This window comes from Flavobacterium cheongpyeongense, assembly GCF_003202435.1.
Classification (GTDB): domain Bacteria; phylum Bacteroidota; class Bacteroidia; order Flavobacteriales; family Flavobacteriaceae; genus Flavobacterium; species Flavobacterium cheongpyeongense.
In genome coordinates, this window is sequence record NZ_QJHK01000022.1 from 30,124 (window position 1) to 54,836 (window position 24,713).

13 protein-coding genes are annotated in these 24,713 nt (G+C 33.0%); 2 read left to right on the top strand and 11 right to left on the bottom strand.

Annotated features, from left to right (window positions below; all coding sequences use genetic code 11):
• The 9 genes from DMB65_RS18860 to DMB65_RS18890 form a co-directional block, all read right to left on the bottom strand.
• Complete coding sequence (locus tag DMB65_RS18860; protein WP_110308185.1) at positions 1-3,189, bottom strand: SusC/RagA family TonB-linked outer membrane protein; 3,189 nt, start codon at positions 3,187-3,189, stop codon at positions 1-3.
• Between the two features lie 554 nt (positions 3,190-3,743).
• Positions 3,744-7,928: a two-component regulator propeller domain-containing protein gene (locus tag DMB65_RS18865; RefSeq protein ID WP_110308186.1), complete on the bottom strand. Its 4,185-nt coding sequence runs from the start codon at positions 7,926-7,928 to the stop codon at positions 3,744-3,746.
• A 650-nt stretch (positions 7,929-8,578) separates the two neighbouring features.
• Positions 8,579-9,361 (bottom strand): gluconate 5-dehydrogenase, encoded by a 783-nt coding sequence (locus DMB65_RS18870; RefSeq protein ID WP_110308187.1) that lies wholly within the window; start codon positions 9,359-9,361, stop codon positions 8,579-8,581.
• 34 nt (positions 9,362-9,395) lie between these two features.
• Positions 9,396-10,721 carry a sugar porter family MFS transporter gene (locus DMB65_RS18875; RefSeq protein ID WP_110308188.1) on the bottom strand — a complete coding sequence of 442 codons (1,326 nt, stop codon included), beginning with the start codon at positions 10,719-10,721 and terminating at the stop codon, positions 9,396-9,398.
• 89 nt (positions 10,722-10,810) lie between these two features.
• A complete protein-coding gene (locus DMB65_RS18880) occupies positions 10,811-12,049 on the bottom strand; it encodes a glycoside hydrolase family 88 protein (protein WP_110308189.1) in 1,239 nt (412 codons plus the stop codon).
• 178 nt (positions 12,050-12,227) lie between these two features.
• Positions 12,228-12,398, bottom strand: a complete 171-nt coding sequence (locus DMB65_RS22230) for a hypothetical protein (RefSeq protein ID WP_165835002.1) — start codon at positions 12,396-12,398, stop codon at positions 12,228-12,230.
• 163 nt (positions 12,399-12,561) lie between these two features.
• A complete protein-coding gene (locus DMB65_RS22600; RefSeq protein WP_262511964.1) occupies positions 12,562-12,690 on the bottom strand; it encodes a hypothetical protein in 129 nt (42 codons plus the stop codon).
• A gap of 544 nt (positions 12,691-13,234) precedes the next feature.
• On the bottom strand, positions 13,235-14,698 hold the full coding sequence (locus DMB65_RS18885; protein WP_110308190.1) for a sensor histidine kinase: 1,464 nt from the start codon (positions 14,696-14,698) through the stop codon (positions 13,235-13,237).
• A 321-nt stretch (positions 14,699-15,019) separates the two neighbouring features.
• Positions 15,020-15,913, bottom strand: coding sequence for a T9SS type A sorting domain-containing protein (locus tag DMB65_RS18890; protein WP_110308191.1), 894 nt, complete (start codon positions 15,911-15,913; stop codon positions 15,020-15,022).
• A gap of 445 nt (positions 15,914-16,358) precedes the next feature.
• On the opposite strand from DMB65_RS18890, the gene DMB65_RS18895 reads away from it, so the two are divergent.
• Positions 16,359-17,072, top strand: coding sequence for a glycoside hydrolase family 11 protein (locus tag DMB65_RS18895; protein WP_230470720.1), 714 nt, complete (start codon positions 16,359-16,361; stop codon positions 17,070-17,072).
• A gap of 94 nt (positions 17,073-17,166) precedes the next feature.
• Positions 17,167-18,000, top strand: coding sequence for a formylglycine-generating enzyme family protein (locus DMB65_RS18900; RefSeq protein WP_110308192.1), 834 nt, complete (start codon positions 17,167-17,169; stop codon positions 17,998-18,000).
• A 502-nt stretch (positions 18,001-18,502) separates the two neighbouring features.
• On the opposite strand, the gene DMB65_RS18905 is transcribed toward DMB65_RS18900, so the two are convergent.
• Both DMB65_RS18905 and DMB65_RS18910 read right to left on the bottom strand, forming a co-directional pair.
• Positions 18,503-18,700 (bottom strand): hypothetical protein, encoded by a 198-nt coding sequence (locus DMB65_RS18905; protein ID WP_123955362.1) that lies wholly within the window; start codon positions 18,698-18,700, stop codon positions 18,503-18,505.
• Between the two features lie 9 nt (positions 18,701-18,709).
• Positions 18,710-22,852: a T9SS type A sorting domain-containing protein gene (locus DMB65_RS18910; RefSeq protein ID WP_110308194.1), complete on the bottom strand. Its 4,143-nt coding sequence runs from the start codon at positions 22,850-22,852 to the stop codon at positions 18,710-18,712.
• Between the last annotated feature and the right edge of the window lie 1,861 nt (positions 22,853-24,713).

Here is a 24,713-nt window from a genome sequence, read left to right on the forward strand (position 1 = left end):
TTAAAAGGAAACATTTAATCCTAAAGAAAAGGTTCTGGTAAATGGATAGATGTTATTTGAACTATCTCCAAATTCAGGATCGTATCCATCTTTAACTTTTGAAAATTCAAACAAATCATTTCCTGAAAAATAAACCCTAAACTTATCTAATTGAAATTGGGCAATTTTTAAATCTTTTAAAGTATATCCCACTATTAACGATTTCAGCCTGATATAACGGTTATTTTGCAAGGCAAAATCATTATTTTCCCAGTTCCATGCTGCTCTTGTTGTATTAGTTGTCAATCTTGGATAAGCTGCATCAGTATTTTCAGGTGTCCAGGTTTTACCTAAATAAGCAGTTGTTTGGCTACCATAAATTGTATTAAAAGGATAAGACAAGAAACCTGTTCTTAGCACATTTTGCTCTAAAACTCCTTGAAAAAAGGTTGAAACATCAAATTTACCATAAGTAGCACTTAAGTTAACACCATATACATAATGCGCTGCTGTGTCCCCCATAAATTTGAGATCTTTAGCATCTATCATCCCGTCATTATTTAAATCCACTCTTTTAGTGTCTCCTGGTCGTAAAACATTTAATCCTGAAGGAAGTGCCCCATTGTTATTGGTGTTTGCATAATAAGCATCTACTTCAGCCTGGGTTTGAAAAAGTGCTGTTTGATACAAGAAAACAGGATTTAAAGGATGCCCTAACACGCCATTATAATTAACTCCCGGAGTGATAACTTCAGCATTTTCTTTTTTAAGCAGGATATTTCTGGTGTCTCCCATATTAGCCGAAACACTATATTTTAATTTACCTATTTCACCTCTGTAACCCAAAGAAACCTCCCATCCTTTGGTTTCAAGTTCACCTGCATTTGTTTTTGGAGCAAGACCACCTAATACATCCGGATAAATAATATCAGTAAGCATTCCTACATTTTTTTTCGTAAAAAAATCATACGATCCAAATAATTTTGTGTCAAAGAAATTAAAATCGGCACCGTAGGTTTTCATCACAACTCGTTCCCATGAATTTTGATTAGAAGTTATTCCATTAACCCAACTAGAGGCTTGTTGCGCTGCCGTGGTTCCAAAAACGGCACTACCATTACTAATATTAGAAATGTAACTATAATTACCAACACCTGATTGTGATCCCATTTCTCCATAAGAATATCTCAATTTCAAATGACTTAATGGCTTGATATTTTTCATAAACCCTTCTTCAGACACAACCCATCCTGCCTGTATTCCTCCGAAATTATTCCATTTATTTCCAGGCCCAAACTGAGAAGAACCATCACGTCTGCCACTCCCTTCAAACAAGTATTTATTTTTATAAGCATAATTGAATCGTCCCAGATAAGAATACAATCCTTTATGTCCTCTGCCTCCTGTTGCTTCCACCTTATTTTCAATAGACCCCATATTTATATCATACACTCCATTATCAATAAAGCCTTTTCTATAACCATACAATCGAACATCTTCCGTTTTTTCAGCAGTCATCCCTAAAAGAGCTGCAAAACTGTGATTCCCAAAACTTTTATCGTAATTTAAAAATCCACCATAATTTTGATACGTAATTTGTTTATTTTCCTGTCTTATAGAAGACTCCGAGTTAACTGACTCAGGTGCTAAAGTACCATACCAGCTATACTGAGGAACTGTTATAACATAATTCAGATTATTAAAAAAATCTTTGTTATAAGCCACTTTCGTTTGAAAAGTTAAACCATCATACAATTTGAATGTAGCTGCTACATTCATCATGATCTGGTCTCTGGTCGTTTTATCTCTCCCTCCATCTACAGTAGCCGCAACATTATTACGATTCCCTGCTATATTAAAGTTAGCATACCATTGTCCGAAAGGGTTTCTTGATGGAAAAAATGGTGGGTCTTGTGATACCGAACCGTCCATACCAGAAGAAGGTGATGAAAGATCGTATTTAAAATACGAAATATTGGTTTCTAATTTCAACCATTTGTTTACATTATAATCATAGTTCAATCTTACATTATACTGCTTTTTTCCATCGTAAGCCGTTTGAAGGGCACCAACATCTTCTGAATATCCATAAGATACCCTGTAATTGGTATTATCAGTACCTCCCGAAATACTACCATTGTGATAAGTAGAAACAGAACGACCAAACATCTCCTCATATCTTGGAGAATTCGATATATAGATATTACCCCAAAATTGGGTTGGGTAAATTCCCGCATACCCTGTTTTCATTAACTCTAAATTTTCTTTAGACTGCCATCCCCAATAATTGGCCTGGGCTCCATCTTGTTCCGCTGCATCTAACCAAGCTGTTGCGTATTGTTGCATAGTTGGTGTTTGAGGTCTAATCCCTAAAACATTTACCCTTGTTGTTGTAGCAAGTTCCACTTTCATTTTTCCATTTTTCCCCTTTTTGGTAGTTACCATAATAACTCCATTTGAGGCTCTCGAACCATAAAGTGCCGCTGAAGCATCTTTTAAGACAGTAACCGATTGAATATCGTCAGGGTTCATATTATAGAAAGCTTCATTATTAATAGCTGGATTACCATCAATAACAATAAGAGGAGAGCCACCATTGATAGAAGTAGCCCCTCTAATTTGTAAATTAAGACCTTCTCTTCCTGGTCTGGACGAATTACGGGTAACTACTAAACCTGGCGTTTGCCCCTGCAAAGACAATGCTGGATTTGTGACTGCCCTGTCTTGCAAAGATTTAGCTGTTACTGTTTCAATAGAACCTGTGGAAGTTATTTTCTTTTGTGTTCCATAAGCCACAACTATTACCTCCTTTAAAGCTGCAACATCATTTTCTAAAGTTACATTGATAATTCTTTGCGCATCTACACGGATTTCTTTAGTTTTAAGACCTACAGAGCTAAAAACAAGTATTACATCCGGAGAACTTACAGTAATGGTATAGCTTCCGTCAAAATCGGTAGTCACGCCTCCTTTAACACCTTTTATAGTAACATTTGCCCCCGGGATTCCTAAATTATCCTCTGCTGAAGTTACCTTCCCTTTAATTATTATTTGATCTGCTTCTTCATTTCGTACATAACTCTTCGAAATGTTTGACTCTTCTTTACTTAGGGCAAAAGACTGGAAAGAAAAGCAAATAAGGAAAGACAAAACCAAAGATGGTTTAAGCCTGAGCCATAAATTTGTTTTTATTAAAAAATTCATTTTCATAGTGATCACTTTTTGTTAGTAAATTAGTTGGTTTATTATTTTAATTTCGTTTTTGATCTAAATATTTTAGACTCTCAGGAATGGTTACGTTTTTTTAAAAAAATTCACATTTATTTTTTTTTAGCTTAATAATTTTGATATACATAATTTTATAGTGATTTAAATAGCATATCACGAATAATACCCATACAATATTAAATATTTAAAGAATATTAGCGCTATAACAAATCATTCAAAGACTATAACTTATCATCCATTTTGATATTTGCATCTATTTTCCCCTACAAAAACTAATTATAAAAACAAAAAGCGGTAAAAAAACAGTTTTTGAATGTGTTGATTAAGTTTAATTTGTTGACATAAAACAGCCCTAATACCGATTATCTATTCAATATTGCCTTATAAAAATGAGCCTGTTTTTATATTACATCGCATTATATCATTTATGCATATAAACAAACGAGAACAATTAGTAGCTGTATATAAAAAAAGCCTGATTTTAAATTTAAAATCAGGCTGATTAGTTCAACTTTTATTTATGTACAAAATTGGTTTTACTCCTTTTTTTCTTTTTGATCCTGAATATACTGAGTTGGAGTAACTTTAAAAACTTCCTTAAATGTTTTTGTAAAATAGGCAGTCGAGTTAAAACCACAATTATGAGCCACTTCTTTTATCGAATAATTATTTGTCAACAATAATTCAGAAGCATACTTTAATCGGATGGTTCTAATAAAATTACTGGGATTCTGACCTGTCAGCGAACTTATTTTTCGATAAAATTGTGATCTTCCCATGCCCAGATTTCCAATTAAATCATCCAGCGTAAAATCAATATTAGTAACATTCGCTATTACAATCTTAGTTGATTTTTCTAAAAATTGTTCGTCAAGGGAATTAACAGTCATCTCAGACGAAGGAACAATACCGCCAATAGCTGAGAAACGATCACGCACTCTTTTTCTGGCTTCCAAAAGATTAACAACTCTCGCCTTTAAAATATTCATATTAAATGGTTTTGAAATATAACCATCTGCACCTGTCTGATAGCCCTGAAGAACATCCTCGTCCAGATTCCTTGCCGTTAATAGTAAAATTGGAATATGACTGATTTCAAAATCATTTTTAACTTCATGACACAATTCAAATCCATCCATTTTAGGCATCATCACATCACTAATTATGACATCAGGGAAATATTTACGTATTTTCTCTAACCCTTCGACACCATTAGTTGCTTCTTTAACTTTGAACTGGTCGCTTAATTCATTTTTAATATGATTGCGAAGCACTTTGTTGTCTTCAATTAGGAGTACTACTGGTTTATTTCCTTTTTCTTCCTCTCTGCTTACATCCTGAAGGACATCAGCTTCATCTGTAATAGCAATTTCATAGGCCACTGATTCTATGCTGTCCATTTGCTTATTAGGCAAAATATTCAGTTTGAAACCTTTTCTGACCTGTTTACCGTCTGTTTTTATATCTGTTGGAATTTGAACCGTAAATGTTGATCCGGATTTATATTCACTTTCCACCGAAATTTCACCCTGATGTAATTCGACTAAACTTTTGGTGTAATTCAACCCTATTCCTGTTCCCGTTTTTGAAGAATCTGCATGGAAAAATCGTTGAAAAACCTCTTTCAATTGTTTCTTTTTAAATCCAATCCCTGTATCCGTAATTTTAATCTGAATCATTTTCTGAGAAGTCACAGGACTAAAAAAGAACCACTTATATTTTTTCTTAAAGCTTTCCTCTTCAGAAATCGAAATCTTAATTATCCCTTTATTATTCGTGAATTTGATAGCATTTGATAATAAATTGGCCAGTATTTTTTCAATTTTATCCGGATCGAACATACCATAATACTCTTTTAACGAAGACTCAAAAACAAACCGAATGTTTTTGGTCTTTGCCAAATCTTCAAACAAGTAAAATATCTCTTTAGAAAACTTAACTATATCAAGATTAGTTACTTCCAAATATGATTTCCCTGATTCAATTTTTCTGAGATCCAAAAGCTGATCTACCAGATACAGCAGTCGCTTACTGCTCTTCTGAATCAAATTAGCTGATTTTTTAACTTCTTCAACATCATTTAATTGAGATAATATTTTCTCAACTGGATTTAATATCAACGTCAGGGGCGTTCTGAACTCATGGGAGACATTGATAAAAAAACGGAGTTTCATCTGATCTAGTTCGTGTTCTTTCTTTTCATTTATTTTTTTAGCGTAAAAATCCAATACAAGCCATACACCTCCTATAAGTATCAAAAAATAAAATAAATAAGCCCACCATGTTTTCCAGAAAGGAGGAAGTACTTTGATTAAAAGACTGGTCTTTCCAGCACTTTTCCATTGTCCGTCTATTGAGGCTATAACTTCAAATTTATAGATCCCCGGTGCTAAATTGGAATAATTAGCTATTCTGTTTTTATTTACAGTAATAAAATCATGATCCAGACCAATCATCTTATAAGCATATTTGACACGTTCAGGATTTTGAAAATTTAAAGCAACGAATCCAAACGAAATATAACCTTCATTATACTTTAATTCCAGCTCGGCAAGATTTGATATGGATTTATTAAAAAGTACCCTTCCATTTATGGTATCACCGGCATTTATTCTTTTATTAAACACCTTAATATCAGTAATAATTGGCACAACTTTATTTGAACTAAGGGAAATATCATTAGGATAAAAAATATTAAAACCATTTATTCCGCCAACAATAATCCGTCCATCAAAGGTTTTTGCAATCGATTTGCTTTGAAACTCCAGCCCTTGCAATCCATCATGCACATTAAAATTTTTAATATTTTGGGTTTTCGGGTTTAATAATGACAATCCGCTTTTAGTACTAATCCATATATTTTTATCATGGTCTTCCTGAATTCCCACGACCAGATTATTTGGAAGTCCATTATTAGAGGAATAAGAATGCTTCAATTTTAAGTTCCTGTCTAATTGATATAATCCCATATCAGTGCTAACCCAGATATTTCCTTTATAATCTTCTGTTATATGATTGATACGATTGCCTTGAATATTCTTAATTTTTATCTCTTCAAAATTAATATTATCGGGGATTCTTTTATTTAAACTACTTAATTTCACATAACAAAGCCCTAATGAAGTCCCCACCCATAAGCGGTTCTGAGAATCTGTAAATAGAGAAAAAACAAAGTTGCTGATCAGACTTTTCGGATTATTTACTATATTCTTAAACTTAAAAAACTTTTCAGACTCGGTATCAAATAAATTTAATCCTGTTGTTGAAGTGCCAAGCCATATTCGTTTTTGATTGTCTTTTGCAGCACACCAAACCGTATTTTGACCAATTGAGAACGGATTTCCCGGATCATTTTCATATCTTTTTACTAATCCGGTGTCGGCATTGAACTTATTGAGTCCTTTGTCCCAGGTACACACCCATAAAATATTATTTTCTCCTTCTAATAAATATAAAATCTTGTTGGAGCTTAGGGAACCGGAATTTCCCGGAATTGTCTTATAATGTTTAAAAGATCCGTTTTTATTATCAAGCAAATCCAGCCCTCCTCCATCTGTACCAATCCAAATCCTCCTTTTACTGTCTTCTATCACAGATTGGGCAATCTTAGTACTTAGTCCTTTATCACTGTTTGGTTTATAAAAATGATGCCCAAATGAAGATTTAAATAAAGCCAATTTGTTGATTCCTTTATTATATGTAGCAATCCAGTAAATACCGTCTTTATCTTCTAAGACTTTTGAAGGCTGGTTATTAGGCAATGAATACGAATCATTATGATCTTGTATTAAATGCTGAATTGCTCCTTTATTTTTATCTATCAAATAGATTCCGCTGCCATCTGTAGATGCCCAGACAAGTCCCTTCTTATCCTGAAATAAATGGAATATTGGTATCGTGTAATTTACTGTTGCTACTTTTTTAATTGCCCTTTTTTTAATATCAAAAACATAAAGATGGGCCATATCGTTTCCAATCCAAAAATCACCATTTTTATCAATCAGGATTTGCTTTGGCAAATGATCTAAATACTGCTTCTTTTCAAAAACAATATTAATTCTTTCAAAAGAATCTGCTTTTGGATTGTATCTGTTTAAATGATTTCCATTTGTCCCTATCCAAATGTTACCGTACTTATCCTGAACAATGCTCGTTATATTATTATTGTCTATGGATTTTTTATTCTTTGGAGCATTTACATAACGAATAAAATCTAAATTATCAAAAGAAGGTGTAATCGAAGAAGCCAGATTAATTTTTAATAATCCATTTTTTGTCCCCACCCAAAGTAAATTTGTTTTTTTATCAAATAACAGACTATTTATTTCTTCTCTTAAATTTATTCTTTTAACATTTTTACTGTAAAGATTCACTCTGTAAAACTTTTGTGAGTCTTTGTCAAAAATATTTAACCCATTACTTGTACCCACCCATAACAATCCTTTACTATCTTCTGTTATTGTATTAATCCTGTTATTACTAATAGAATACGGATCATTAATGATAGGTCTGTAAATTTCAAATTCATAACCATTGTACATATCAAGACCATCTATTGTCCCAAACCACAAAAAACCCTCGCTATCCTGAAATATTTCAACACTGGTACTACTTGAAAGACCATTATTTGTATCGAAATTTTCAATTTTCAAATTAGAATATTGAGAAAAACTGAGTTTAAAAGAAAGGATGATCAACCAGATAATTATTGATTTTTTCATTGATCTGAATTAAATAGATAGTATTTATATTGTATTATTAAAATTTAACGTATTGTCAAAGTTAAAAATTAAATAGATGTCGACAATAAACAATAAATTAAAAACAATATTTTACTTAAATAAATACAATATTAACGAAAAAATAACATTTAAAATAAGAATACTAACCTATTTAAAATTTTGTAGAAAAATTAAAATTCCTTTATCAACTGTCAAAAGAGATTCTTTACCTTAATTCAATAAACAAACTTTTGAGAAAAAGGATTATAAAAGAATACCCATTCGATATTTTATTAATTGTAGCAGATCTGCATAACCATAGTAGTATTAGAAACAATTACAATGTACAACATAATCAACTAATAATTATTGATTTACATCCTAATAAATCAGATATTATTTCAAAAATTGATGCTTTTCGTTAATATATTAATCCGTTGGGTATAATTAAAATTTTTATTTGATATCAAAACAGTAGACTAAAATTGAATGAAGCTCTATACTTCTGGAAATTATTGTCATACTGAATCATTTGTATTGTCTTAGGATCAACTTAATGGAAGGCTTTTTTCTTCGAAAAGACTTCTACTTTGTTCAGCCTGATAACTGTTTTGAATTACACCCAACGGATTATACTACTAAATTCTTATTTATTCATTAGACGGCTTACCAATGGTTGCCAGAATACCACCATCAACATAGATAACCTGTCCATTAACAAATCTACTGGCATCAGAAGCTAAAAAAACAGCTGTTCCGGCAAGATCCTCAGGATTTCCCCAACGACCGGCGGGGGTTCTTCCGATAATAAAATCATTAAACGGATGACCATCTACACGAATTGGAGCCGTTTGTGATGTTGCGAAATATCCCGGTCCTATTGCATTTACCTGAATATTGTGTTTTGCCCATTCGGTAGCTAAATTTTTAGTCAACATTTTTAATCCTCCTTTTGCAGAAGCATAAGCACTTACATTATCACGTCCTAATTCACTCATCATCGAACAGATATTAATAATCTTACCGGACTGTCTGGCTATCATAGATTTAGCCACTAATTTTGACATAATAAATGGTCCTACTAAATCTACATCTATTACTTTACGAAAATCTGCAACCGGCATATCAATGGCTAAAACGCGCATAATAATTCCGGCATTGTTGACCAAAATGTCAATTTTGCCATGTCTGGCTTCCATCTCAGCTATTTGCTTTTCGGCTTCCGCCTCGTCAGTAACATCAAAAACATAACCTGTTGCGGTAAAACCGGATTGTCTATATTGCTCAATTGCAGCATCCAAAGGCTCCTGAGTATTATTGCTAATAATTAATTCGGCACCGGCTTTTGCTAATCCTTCTGCCATTGCCATTCCTAAACCATGTATCCCTCCTGTTATTAATGCTGTTTTACCTTTAAGGCTAAATAAATCCATTGCTTTTTTTTTAATTGTTTTGTTTAATATTTAATTACTTTGAAGAAAGGCTTTCCGACAATTCTTCGAGGGTTCTTCCTTTTGTCTCAGGCATTTTAAAAAATACCCAAAGCAATTGCCACACCATCATGAGACAAAAAACACAGAATACGGTAGTAGCCCCAACCTCTTTGAATAAGAAGGGTATAAATGAAGGAATCAACGCTGCTAGAACCCAGTGAACAGATGTACCAAATGACGTACCTGCTGCCCTGAGCTTATTAGGGAATAATTCTGAAATAAATACCCAGATTACAGAACCCTGCCCAATGGCGTGGGATGCTATAAATAAAAAGAAAAATACAGGTACAGCCATTCCTTTCCATTGAGAGTAAAAAGCTATTGTTACCAACCCTAACGAAATAATATACCCTAAGGATCCTATATACATTAGTGTTTTTCGTCCGTATTTATCAATTAATGAAATGCCTATCAGGGTAAAAATCAGGTTTACCACTCCGATACCGATACTGCTGAAAAATGAAGCTGATTTTTCAAGCCCTGCCAATTCAAAAATTCTTGGTGCATAATATAAAAATGCATTAATTCCTGAAAACTGATTGAACAACGCTATAAAAAATGCGAGCATTAAAGGTTTTCTGTACTTTTTCATAAAAATAGATTCATCAAAAAGTTCCTGCTGTTTTTCATTATCCATTGCCGCAATTTCTAATGCTGTTTCTTCATTGGAATTGACTTGTTTTAGAATAGCAATTGCTTTATCGCGGTCTTTTTTGTACTGATAAATCCAGCGTGGGCTTTCAGGGATCCCAAAAACCAATAAAGTATACACAAGAGCTGGTGCTGACTGAACCCCAAGCATCCATCTCCACGAGTTTTCTCCTATATCCTGTAATAAATAGTTAGAAAAAAAAGCAATAAGAATACCAAACACAATATTAAACTGGTAAAGTGCAACTAGCTTCCCTCTGTCTTTTGCAGGTGCAATCTCAGAAACATAAGTGGGTGCTGCAATAGTTGAGGCACCGATCCCTAATCCTCCCAAGAAACGAAAAACAGAAAAAATAACAGAGTCATTGGCAAAAGCTGTTCCAACAGCCGAAAGAAAAAATAAAACTCCAATTAATATTAAAGTCTTCTTTCTGCCCATAATATTAGTAGGAACAGCACCAAAAATAGCACCTATAACAGTTCCCCAAAGCGCCGAGGACATAACTACCAGACCATGATACAAATCTGATGAGTTCCATAATTGTTGCAATTGTTTGTCGGCTCCCGAAATTACAACGGTATCAAATCCGAATAAAAATCCGGCCAACGCCACTACAATTGACCAGTAAACTATTTTTTTATTATTCATTTTTTTTTGTTTTAATTTAATATTGAAATCTCTAAATAGTTCTCTTAGCCTCTTTTTCCTGATTTCTTTTTATGATTTCTTTTTGTTGGCTAATCATTTTTATAACTTAATAAAGATTCTCCCTGTAGCAATTTTTTATACCTCAATAAAGCTTCTACATAATAATAATCTGCATAAATAATAGAATAATCTATCTCAGAACCAGCAGGCTTATGGCCTGTTGAGTGTAATAAACAAGCAGAGTTTTTGTCCTTACTCTGATAATTTTCTGAGAGCTCTTTTAACATATTTTCTGCTTTATCAAAATATTCCTTTTTTAAAACCGGATCACTGGTATATGTTGACAATTCTAAAAGAGCTGAAGCTACAACTGCGGCTGCAGAAGCATCTTTTGGTGTATTTGGAATAGCAGGGTCGTCAAAATCCCAATATGGAATTAAATCTTGTGGTAATCTGTCTAAATAAACCCTGGATACTTTTTGCGCAAAATCTAAAAATTTAAGATCTTTTGTTTCTCTGTAAACCATCGTATATCCATATATTGCCCAAGCCTGACCGCGAGCCCACATACTACTGTCACTGTATCCCTGATGGGTTGTTGCTTTTATCTTTTTTCCTGTTTTTTTATCATAAACCACAACATGATAAGAGGTATAATCTGGCCTGAAGTGATTTTGCATGGTAACTGTGGCATGACTAACAGCCATATCGTACAAAGCTTTATTACTGCCGTTTTTAGACGCCCAAAACAATAGCTCCAGATTAATCATGTTATCCATGATGGTATTATGCTGGGGCCATTCCATATTTGGTACTGCTCTGGGCCAGGACAAAATGGTTCCTACTTTTGGATTAAAAAGTGTTGCTAAAGTATCGGCTGTTTTTAAGATGACTTCTTTATATTCCGGATTTCTGGTTAGTCTATAGCCATTTCCATAACTATTAAAAACCTGAAAACCAAGATCGTGATCTACTGCCGGATTAATAGAAAGCGGCATAAGATATTGGGTAAATTTATCTGCAGATTCTTCCCATTTCCTGTCGCCTGTAAATTCATATAAATACCAAAGTTCTCCAGGCCAGAAACCACTGGTCCAGTCCTTATAATCAACATAATTCCACTTTTGAGTATTGGTTGCTATACTTCTTGGAATGTTTCCTTCATTGGGTATTAATTTTATAGCACTTTCAGATTGTTTTGCACAATATGCTAATTCTGCATCTACATCAAAGTCTTTATTTGGTTTACTATAATTTATTTTATTAGCACAGCCTGTCACAACCATTGCAACAAAAAGCGAACCTATAATTTGTGATTTAATATTCATAATATATATTTTACGATAAAGTCTTATTTATTCAAATCCAGATAAATGATAAAGCGCTCCTGTTGCAGGTCATAAATTGGCTTTAGGATTATATCTTTTTTATTTATTTTAAATTTGAGCGTGCTATATACTCCGTTAATGGATTTTTCTATTTTTTTTGTTGTCGGCTCAAGGCTGCTCAAAAGCCCGGCACGTACATGATCGTAATAAATATAATAGTCATTGTACAATACAGAATGCTATATGCAACCATTCCTTCATTTCCCATTTTGCCTGCCAGTATTACAACCCCATAAGTTACTGCCACGATATTAGGATTATCAGATGTGTAAACAACTTTGATCTGCATGCCCTATATATGACTATGCCTTCTAAGATCACGATCTAGCGATTCCCATCTGCCTAATTTGGTAACAGTAAAACAGCCTTCTTCCTGACTGCTAAAAATCCCAGCATTGGTCTTAAGCCTATTGACCAAAATATCCATAATCTACTTGCTTTCACATATCATTTTATCCTTGAAACGGGCTGTAAAGTAATTTTAAATCATGAAGATCAAATGCCAAAATCTTTACATTTTTACTATCGTCCAACTCCAGTTTTAATGAATGCTGCCCGGCATAATGAGATTGTCTATTCATATAAACAGACATTACCATAACTAAGACAAAACACTTAATCCTTCTGTTTAAATTTTTAAATTAAATTTTTCGTATAATTCTTAAAATCATAACTGTTGTAACGCTTTATTTTGATCAAATACTCAACAACAATTCAATTGTTTATTACTAATTAAAAACATGTTTCTTTAACAATTCAATATTAGTCAGAATAACACAGTTAGACGATAAATTATAATGCAATCACTATAAATTATAGATATTATGGAAAGAAAACCATGCAGAAATAGGGGATAAAAGCTAATATGTACCCTAGAATTAAATAAAAGATATTAGATTTAGAATCCAATGTGATTCATCCAATCCAAACAAATTTCAAAATTTGACATACCTGATAGACCAGAGAAAAAACATGTTGTTTAAGTAGTTGCGCAGAGATTATCGTATACCAATTTTTACTTTAAAAAACAGCAATTAAATTCGAAAAACGAAATACAAAACAGCTTACTCTATATTAATAATTGAACTCAGGTTTTAAAAAAAACAGATCCTGCTAAAACATTGCCTAATAAATCTGTTCTAACGGCAGGGTAAATTTAAAACAACTGCCTTTATCATGCTGACTTTCTACCCAAATCTTGCCATTATGGATGTTTATGAATTCCGTGCAAAGCAATAATCCGAGTCCGCTGCCAACTTCATTTTGGGTTCCTTTTTGGATCACTTTTCTGTTTATTTTAAATAACTTTTCTTTGATATCATCAGGAATTCCAATACCGTTGTCAGTAACAGATATTGCTACTTTTTGGTCTGTTTTTGATAGTCTTACTTCAATTTTACCGTTTCTATCAGTAAATTTAATGGCATTACTCAGTAAATTACGTAAAATAGTATCAATCATATTTTTATCTGCTTCAGCTTCGATAAGATCTGCTGATTCAAAAAAAAGAGTTATATTTTTATTTAATGCGGCACTTTTATTCAGATCTATATTTTCTTCAATCAATGTATTTAGCACTATTTTTTGGGGACTGAATACAATCATTCCGGTTTGCACACGTGACCATTCTAATAGGTTTTCGAGTAGTTTGTAGCTGTTTTTATTGGATTGACAGAGCATTTCTGAAATTTCCCTGATTTCCTCCTTATCATATTTATCGATGTCTTCAAATAATAATTCTGAGAGGGAAACAGCTGATCCTAATGGTCCTCTTAAATCATGTGATATAATAGAAAAGAATTGGTTTTTGTCCTCCAGAAGCTTCTGGATTTTCTGATCCTGCTTTTCTTTTACCAGCAATAAAAAACCCACGATTCCAACAAGGGTCAATAAAAATAAACCGATGCTATAAAAACTATCCAGTATGTCGTGGGAGAAAAACTGATTCTTGGGATGCATATACCTGTAAATTGCCCGCATTACAATCAGAATCTCAAATCCGATATAGCAGAATACATAAAAGGCTCTGAAGAAATTTTGGCCTTTTTCAGTAAAATAATGAATTGTTGCGGGCAAATAAATAGCAAATACTCCGATAGCTACAATTAAAACCCGCGTGTTCATTGTGCTTCCTAAAAAAGTTCCCAGATTGAAAACGAATATGGCAACAATAGTAATTGCAATTTGAAGCCTGTAACGTTTCTTTGCATGAACTTTAAGAAGCGATAACATCGCTATCGTTTCATAACAGCAGGCACAAAAAATCATGGAGTTTGCAACATTAATCGAGATAAAATCGTCAATGCTGTTTCTCAGGATAATCAATACCCATGCGATGGTCAGCAGTAGTTTACCTAAACCAAACCATTTTAGGGTTTTTCTGTTATCACTTGTAGCATAGGAAAAGGAATAACTGAAAATAAGGATGCAGGTAAAAAAATTGCCCCAAAAATAAAGTAAAAAAATAGTTTTTGGATCAACAAGTCCAATCAAATAAATGGTTGGTACATTTGTTTTTTTTATCGTAAAAGCCATTATGACAAGGGAGGCTGCAATGCAAAATATTGAGGCTTTTAATTTTGATTTCATATTTGCAGGAGTTTGTTTTTTGGGGTATATTGATTATGTTCTTTCAGAATAATTTAGTTTTTGAGGATGGATTTTCATCAGGAGTGATTTTCGGTAGAAAATTACATCAAGAACAAAAAAGTTTTCTTCAAAATGCATCTCGACACATAATTTGTTCTGTTTCCCTAAAAAAAAAATTGAACGGATGTTATCTTTTGCCCCCTCTGTAATAAAATGGTCAAGGTTTTTAGCAGCCCTGAGGATTCGAGTTTTTCTGTAAAAAAATCCATACTAAAATATCTTATAAAATTTTAGTATGGATTATTTAATAAAAAGAGTTCCTTATTTAACCATTAATTTTATGTTAGCTTTGTTGTTTACCATAACAAGATATAACCCCGTTTTTAAATTGTGGTTTATTTGGATCGTAGACGAAGTAGGTAAAATATTATTCTCTAATACTAATTGGCCTAAAAGGTTATAAATTTTCACATTTACATTAGATTCAGATAATAAATTTCCTAAATCTAAATTAAAACTATTTTCATTAGAAGGATTAGGATATATACTTACATCATTTCCAACTTGATAGTCATTCACGCCTAACGTAGTGGCAGTCACGTAAGTCTCTATTGCAGCAGTGCTGTCAAAAGTTGCGATCCAGTCTACTTTGTAACTAGTCTCTGTTACTGGATTATCTGCCACAATCAAGTGCAACATTCTATAGGTTAAATTACCTCCGGCAAAATCAGCATCGTTAGTTAGTTTAAAATAATATGTTTTGTCTCCATTTGAATCAGTAAACGATCCATCTGGTGATCCACTATTCCAGGCAGTGTTATCCCAAGCATTAGTTGTTGGACCTGTAGATCGGTTCATTTCAAATTTTAAAGCACCAGATGGTCGGGCTCCTTTAAATTTAATTGCAATATAGGCATCATTAGTAGAATTAAGAGTGATGTAATTTCCTGAATTTCCAGCAAGATTATACCAAATATCCCCACGATATTTTCCATTCGACTGAAGTCCCATACTCATATTCCAAAATCCTCCACTCACGCTCGCAGATGCTCCTGAATCAGCGGTAGTCCATCCTGTAACAACATTAGTAAAATTACCATCTAATGTGCCTCCTATAAATTGTTGGGCTTTTGAAGTGCCTGAAAAACAAAACAAAATAAGTAGAAGTATTCCCGTTAAATTGTTTTGCTTTTTTAAGTGTAATTTTTTTTTCATTTTCTTTAAAATATTATTTGTTAGTAATAGGTTAAATGTATTTTTTTAAAATAAAATTGACTATAAAACATTATCCATATAGTATAAATCATAGTGCATTTCACATATTTAAGTAACTGATTTTAAGCGTAAAGCAATTTTTACATGAAAACGAGTCAAAATTTATGATGCATCAGTATAGGCTTTTGTGATCATCGATTGTGTACATAGCAAATGTCAGAATCAGATCTAATTTTTGGAAAAAGCGGGTGTATTGTTATTTCTGGTTTAGCTGTGAAATTTTGGAATTGGGAAATATTTCCAAATTTAAAGGTTACTGAGACCATTTTTTTAATTAAACTTTCGTAGGACAAGCTGTATAATATAAAAAAAAACTATATTTACAAAAACAATCGGTTGTGTAAAATACAACTAACTATAAAACAACCAAATAAACCTCAAAAAAATGAAAAAAAAATCTTTAAAAAAACTAATGAGCCCAATGGCTGGAGTACTACTTGTATTGGCTAGCTGCACGACAGACGATACAAATTATAAAGAAGTAACCAATGTTTCAGGTGTACGAACTGAAGGCTATGTTACAGCTGAAAATAGGACTATAAGTTCAAAACAAGGAACAAGCGGAAGCTTTTTTTGGACATTGTATCAAGAAGGAGGTACGGCTGATATAAAACAAGGAACCAATGGCAACTTTTCAATCACTTACAGCAATTGTAAGGATGTCGTTGGTGGAAAAGGATGGAATCCGGGTTCTGCAAAAAACATTGGCTATAACATTGGATCATTGTCGGGCAGTTATGACTTTGTTGGAGTGTATGGATGGACTACCAGCCCCTTAATTGAATATTATATTTGTGAAAAAGGCAATAATATAAATGGTTCTGCTGTAAATACTGTAAGTAGTGATGGTCATACTTACAATTTTGTTAGAAACCAAAGAGTAAATGCACCTTCTATTATTGGTACCGCAACTTTTTGGCAATACATAGATCGTTGGGGAGGTTCTTCTACAGGTTCTAATAAAACAATCACAATGGCCAACCATATTAATAACTGGAAAAACAAAGGTGGAAAAGGTTTTGGTTCATTCAATTATCAAGTTTTTGCTATTGAAGCTTTTAACGGAAAAACAGGTTCTATCAATGCAACCGTTTGGTAACCAAATCGTATTTCTATTTTTTAAAAATGCTAGATGATAACTCGTCCAGCATTTTTAGCTATATACTTAAACTACAAGTCTAAAAAACAACCAAATGAAAAAAATAGTATTTTATATTATTAACTTATCGATAATTATTCTCTTTTTATCCTGTTCAAAAAAAACACCCAAAGATTTTGTTTTGGTAAAAGGGGGCGTATTCAAAAATATCTATTCTAAGTTTTATGCTAAAAATGAAAAAATTAACGATTTTTATATTGGAATAAATGAAATCACTCAAAAAGAATGGAAATCAACAATGGGGAATAACCCCTCTCATTTTTTGTGTGATTCTTTGCCTGTAGAAACAATAAGCTGGTATGATTGCATTGAATATTGTAATGCCCGAAGTGAAAAAGAAGGTTTAGAAAAATATTATATTGTTGATAAAACAAAGAAAGATCCAAACAATAATAATGAATATGATGATGTAAAATGGATCATTACTATCCAAGCTGAATCAAAAGGATACCGATTACCTACAGAAGCAGAATGGGAGTATGCAGCCAGCGGTGGCCAACTTAGTAAAAACTATAAATATAGTGGTAGCGATGATCCAGATACAACTACTTGGTCTTGGAGAAATTCTGGAGATAAATTATTAACCGGCGATTGGAATTGGAAAAATATAGAGGCTAATCATTGCCAAACAAAAACTGTAGGAAGCAAATTAAAAAATGAACTTGGGCTAAATGATATGTCAGGGAATGTTAGAGAATGGTGTTACGATTCGAATATAAACAACAAAACAGGAGAACCTTTTAGTCGCGCCTGGAAGGGAGGTGGTTGGATTGGTGCTTTATTTTGTTGTGAAACTAATTTTAGAGCCAATTTTCAAGCCAATGGAAAAGGGCCTGATCAGGGTTTTAGAATTTGTAGAAATTTGTAAACTTAGTTAATAAATCAACTCGTGTCCGGAATTATAATAACCTAATCGAAAATCAATACAAATTTTAACTCCTAACAGAACTTCTTACTTTATATGTACATAAAACATCATTAAGACTTGCTAATTCTAGGGTTTACATAAAGTATTCCTACAAAATACTTCAGCCAACAAGTTGCTAAATCGCACAAGACTCTTTTTGTTTATAAAACATCGTTGCTTTTTATTTCCAGTTTGTGTACTATAATAATTAAAAAATTCAGCTCTTATGAACAATTTTAGTTCAACTTCTCTCTCTATCTAATAAGAAAATAACACCATTTATTCATCTAAAACAGACTAAAATATGCGAAGTTATTTTTCTTCAAGCTAAGGCTAAAATCATTCCATAGCCTTAGCTACGGAATGATTTTTTGAGAATGTATTGGAGAAAAGAAGGAATAGATTGGACTATTTTATATGTATAAATGGTCTAAACAGTGATTTTAAAACTTGATTTGCTTTATTAAGTAATACAATCATTTTTATGATTCCTTTTTATGATTCGATATCCTAAAATTGAGCCTAAAATAATAGACGGAATTACCCAGCCATCAATAGGAGCTGGTGGTTCAACATCATCTACGTCTCCAGGAAAAGGGGGCTGAGCATGTAAACTAACAGTTACTAATAAAAATAAATAAAACAACTTGAAATTTTTCACAACTTTTAATTATTTAATGATTAGTTTTTTAATAACTGATTTCCCTCCTCTTTCTATCCTCACAAAATAAATTCCTGTAGGGAATGATTGATTTAGATTTACAGTCTCACCTATTCCTACCGTTTTGCTGTAAATTAATTGCCCCAAACTATTTATAATACTAACCTTTGATTCCTGAGTACTATCTGTAAATGTTAAATTAATTAGCTCCCCGTTTGATGGATTTGGATACAAAAAAATTTCGTTTTTTAATGTTGGATTACTAACAAAAACAATTTTAAACCGATCTGGAGCAATACTTGCGGTATTAGCCGCATTAACAGAAAAATTATAACTTATTGGAGCTGTTTCCGGTATTTCTGTATAGGTTTGATTTAGCTGATCAAACAGCTTAGCTGTAACCCCTTCAATGTTTTGTCCTTCAACTACCAGTGTATAATTTGTTGAACGATAGGTGTTAATATCCAATTGAATTTCATCTGCTGCAACAGGTAATGCCCTGCTTTCGATACTTAATAATTTACCGTCTGTTTTTGTGGCCAGATTTTCATCTAGATTAATCAGTTTACCGGCATCATTTGCATCAATTTCATTGGTTTTATCAGTACCAAATACAACAACCAGACCATCTGCAGGAGGTCCTTGTGCTATTAGGGTATTTTTATCGTATAAAGTAACACGAAGGTTTGGTACTAATACCTCTTCAGCTTTTGCGAAACGAAATACGTTTTGATTGGTATTCGCTGTATATTTATTAGCTTCTGTAAAGTTTAATGTGGTAGCTGCCGTTGCATTTGCCTGAACAAAACATGATTGCCCAGGTTGCAGGTAATTATTAACATCAGAGGAGATACTATTTATTTCTGTTGTTAAATCTCTGGCTACATAAGCCCCCCTGGTGCTTAAAGTAGGATCCCAGACATAATAAAATTGTTTCAGGTTTGTGGCACTGCTTACCGTAGTTTTCATATTCACAGGCGACTGATATGGATTTCCTACAAAAAGATAGTTGTCTGCAACAGCACTTTGTGAAATTCCTTTTGTACCTGTAAATAAAGTTCCTGTAGCTCTAAGGGTTGTATTGGTAGGCGTTGGTGTATTGGTTGCCAAACTAATAGTCCTGTCCCCACGCACTATTAATCGGGTTGGGATTCCTGGCTCCAGTATATTGTTATTGCTATTGGTTACTGCTATCCACGACTGTGTTGCATAATCAAAAGTAAACATTGAAGGATTATTGGTGCCTGTAGGATCAAAACCATTAGCGGCTCCGCCTGTTCCGGTTATATGCGTGCCTAAACCTGCTGCATTGCTTCCGCCTTCCTGCAAGTTGGCATAAATGGATGTACTTGTGGTTACAGGCGAAGAATAAAATCGATAAACACGTCTTGCCGGGATATAACGCTCTACGGTTACATTAATCGCATTGAATAAAGTACCGGTTAGTGTTCCAAAGCGGGCTGTTGCTGTAGCATCTGATTTAAATGTGATATTTCTTCCTCCAAAATCAGCACTTCCTGATATTGTTAGTGTATTCTCCGGACTTACAGTTAAAGTTCCTGTTCCCGAAACGATAAGATCACCTGCAACTGTAAAATCCTGATTAAGAACAGGATTCCCTGAATTGATAGAAATTGTATTAGAAGATACAGGTACTACCCCTGATGACCAGTTAGAACCCACATTCCATAAATTGTTAGTAGTTCCTACCCATGAGATATTAGAAGCGATCTCTTCAAATGCTCCCATAGTCGGGACAGTACGGGTTTTAACCAAATAATCTGTAGTAATTCCGGATATTGCTGTCCCTGCCAATGAAGCGGCTACTTTGTAATCCAGAACACTGGTTCCACCTGCATGAGTAAATTGCGGGTCGATATTTAAACTGTTACCATCACGACCCGTTGCCGTTTTCCAGTCTGTCAAAGTGGTTTGATCAACAGTATTAAACCGAGCCAATACAGTTCCTGTGCCTGACACATAATAGTCATTATAATCCATTGAAGTAGGTGCTGTTGATAAACTGGCAGCATAATGCGAACCCGATGCTGTACCAGTATTGCTCCTTGTGTTTATAAAAAGGTTACTTTTTACAGATCCCGTACCTACTGAACTAAAGGAGAAAAGAGCGTATGATTTATTAGAAGCAGCTGTAGCAGATCCACTAATATGTACCGTATTGAAATATAATTCAGCATAACCTCCTGTTGTTGTAAAACCTGAATCTGCAGCAGTAATTCCATATATAGTAGCGTTTGTAGTTCCTTTAATACTTACAACATTATTAAATACCTTAGTATGCTTAGGAGACTGCAAAAGAATTTTAATCCCTAATAATATAGCTCCTGTAGAACTGGCATCTGCTACAGATACATCACTTATAAAATTACCTGATATCTCATTATTATTAAAATTTGAAGGGTCACAAAAAACCCCGACTACCTGAACAGCATTAGATCCTAAAGACGGATTATTATTTTTAATATTCCAAATCCTGTTCCCTTTTATTATGAAATCCTGATTAGATCTTGCAAAAATTCCAACTACACTTGAATCAACAATATCTGTATTTACACCATAAGCCGTTAAGTTCGATATCGAATTATTTATAATATTTGCTTTTATAGGACAAAGAATTCCGGTTACCCCTGAAACACCTCCCCCTGAAATAGAATAATTTGTGATATCTGAAATGGTATTACCAATAATTTCATATCCAGTTGCATTCATTATTCCAAATTCCGTTTTAATTCCTGCAAGCCTGACAGCTGAGACACCTGTCGCATTAATATTTCTAATCGTATTATTTTGTATATTCACAGTTAAACTATTCCCACTTTTGTATATGCCTGTAAATGCAGAATAGTCTATCAAAGTTATGTTAGCCACCAGATTCCCCTCTACCTTTATATTTCCTGTAGCAAAAGCAGCATTAATGTTGATACCATTAACAAAACCATCGACACCTTTGTATTTAATTGCATCAGCAGTGCTTGGTGAACCTATCGTATTTCCAACAACAGTACCTACATTAAGAGTGCCCCCGGATAACAGTAAACCATTAAACGATCCGGTTATATAATTCCCTGAATTTATCCAGTTAAATCCTTTAATTGTATTCCCTTGTATACTGCTTGCTGTTCCTATACCAACATTAATAGCAATTCCTGAAAATTGATTATTACTCCCCACTGCATTACCAGCAGCACCCGCATATGATTTTTCCCAGGTTCCTGTACATTGTACACCGCTTCCTCCAATAAAATTGTTGGAAACCGTAAAATTCACACCTGCATTATTAACATTAATTGCTGTAAAAGCATAGGAACTACCAATACTTCCGTCAGTATTAAATTGTGTGGTCTCATAAAAACTGTTCCCAGAAATCGTCCAGGCAGTTGAATTTGTAGAAAGGTTAACACCATTAGAAGCAGCAATTTTATTTAGGAAATCATAAATACTATTATTACTGATTGTATTGTTATCATTTTCCTTTGCACTGGTTCCTAAAGAATATATAGTATTTAAAGGTCTGTTTGCATTGGCAGCGTTGGTAATATTATTATTATCAATGGTATTGCTATCATTACCGGTAGTGCCTGTAGTTGTACTAAAATTAATGATCCCGCCAGTAGCATCTAACGTAGAACCTTTTATGTAGGCATATTTTATGATATTTGAACTCGCATCGTTAATAAACCGAATGGTTGAAGTTCCTGCTGTAGAAGCGACGCTGGCATTTGAAATCGTAAGGTTCTTAGTTCCGGTCTGATTAACCCTACCGTCAATAACTACATTATCTGCACCATCAAGGTCAATAAGTGCTCCATTTACAGTACCTGAAATCGTTTTACCAGTAGCCGTAGGGTAAACTATAACACTAGTATAACTGGCACTTCCTGTACCACTGGCATTCAGGACTGCTGTAGTGGTCTCTGTAGTATTATCAATCACCTGTAACGTAATTGTTCCTGTTAATACACCAGAGTTAATTGCATCAAACGCCGCTTTTAATGTAGTATAATCACCTCCTGTTGCACCTATCGTTTTTGTTATCTGTGCAAAACCGGCTGACGACAGCAGCAAAAGCCATCCAAAAACAACTGTTTTTAAGTTGTTTCCGAAATAAAAATAAATGTAATCTTTCATCATATATGATTATTAATTTATAATTATTTGATTGTTTGTATAAAAATTTAAAAAAACAAATACTGAGTTCATTATACCTATTAAAACACAAACACTCCTAAATAGTTGATAGTAAAATATAAAATATTGTTTTCAAAAATAGTGAATTCAGGAAACGTTTGGACAATAAAGAATTGTTGTACTTTTTTTCTCCCAACAATTGTAAACCCCTGTGAATATTGAAAATATAACGAAAAACAAGGCGTAAAAGAATTGAAAGAACTTCTTTGATACTATGTGTTAATCGCTAAATAAACGATAAATTATAGTATTTGGTTTTTAAGTTATACTATTTACTAATACAGCAATTTAACACTATAATATTATATAATGTTTTTCTATAATATATTATCAAAAATACAAATAATTACCTACATTTAAGAATACTCCTTAAAAAAAATAATAAAAAAAAATATAATTGTTATCTCGCTTACAAACAAAACCGGCTAAAAAAAATTAAAGATGAAGTTGCTAAGACTTTAAAATAACTATTTAAACCATTAAAATGAATTAATCATGAAAAATTAAATCTTCTTAAAATAACAATAGTAAGCCATAAAAAGACTATCAGAACCAATTTATAGCAAACCATTATATCTGAATTATTGTTCTTTATTTTATCAACAATTAATTACAGAAATGATGCACATGACTTAAAACAATTGAAACACTACATGCTATGCTGCTACAATCCAATCGATAGCAGGTGTTGACACCCTAGAATTACAGGAAAACAAACGCAACCAGAGCTATATGATTCCGGCAATTAATCTATTGGCTGAAAGGTTTTAAAACCAGGAGTTCATCTGAATGCTACAAATAATAATGCCTTCACAAGAGGTTATGAACAGACCTCACAATACAATCTCAGTTTAGGTGTTCCCAGACAAATTATGATTACTGCAAAAAATGTAAATTATACTCCTATCGCTATTTGTACTACCTAACAAGACCCGATAAGAAGGCATTTTCAATTGCTTACAAACTCAAAAGTGCTGCAAGCGTAACTGACAAAAGCGGTACTGAAACAAATAAAACCTAGGGTAACTGTATTGCAAAAGCGAAAATTCATAGTTTCGGCTCCAAAACTTCGAAAAATACTGCTAACCAGATCATGAGCTAAATTATTATCCTGTCAATGCCTAAAACAGAATCTGATTGTTGCGATAAAGAATCAAAATATATCACTCAATACCCTACCTTAAAAAATTATAGGCAATTCAAATTTTGATGGAGGTTCAAAAATAGCTCCCCTGCTCCTTCTGTTGCTTTCAATACAACTGTTTTTGTTAAGCCTTCAAACATTGGTAGTACAAGTCAGAAATATTTTGGTAAACCTCAATTAATAATCCTAAATTAAATGGTGTAATTGAAGATTTTAAGATCTATAGTATAATATCCTGTCTGCTATAGAATAGCTAAACCTCGTGTATTGACCGAAATGAATATGATAATAAAAAAATTGTTATTTATCCTAAGTAAATTAGAAACTACAGATTTTTTGTTACGACAAATACGAATCAATTATAAAGAAACTAAAGGTGAAATTAGCTACTTTGACAATGCAGGTTATTTATCTAAATCAGTAAAAAATGATTGTGTTACCATCAATATAGCACTTAATCAATTTACAGGGTTCTGTTTATATTTTATTTTGTAATAATCAATATTTCTCTAAGTTACTTGTAAAACAATAGCAAGAGGCTTTTTTGCACTACTGATCGAATTTGATTTACAATATCATAATCATATATATCTTACCCTGAAATTTTAACATCAATTCCTATGCTACTTCAATATTGATAAAACTCCATTTAAAAAATCC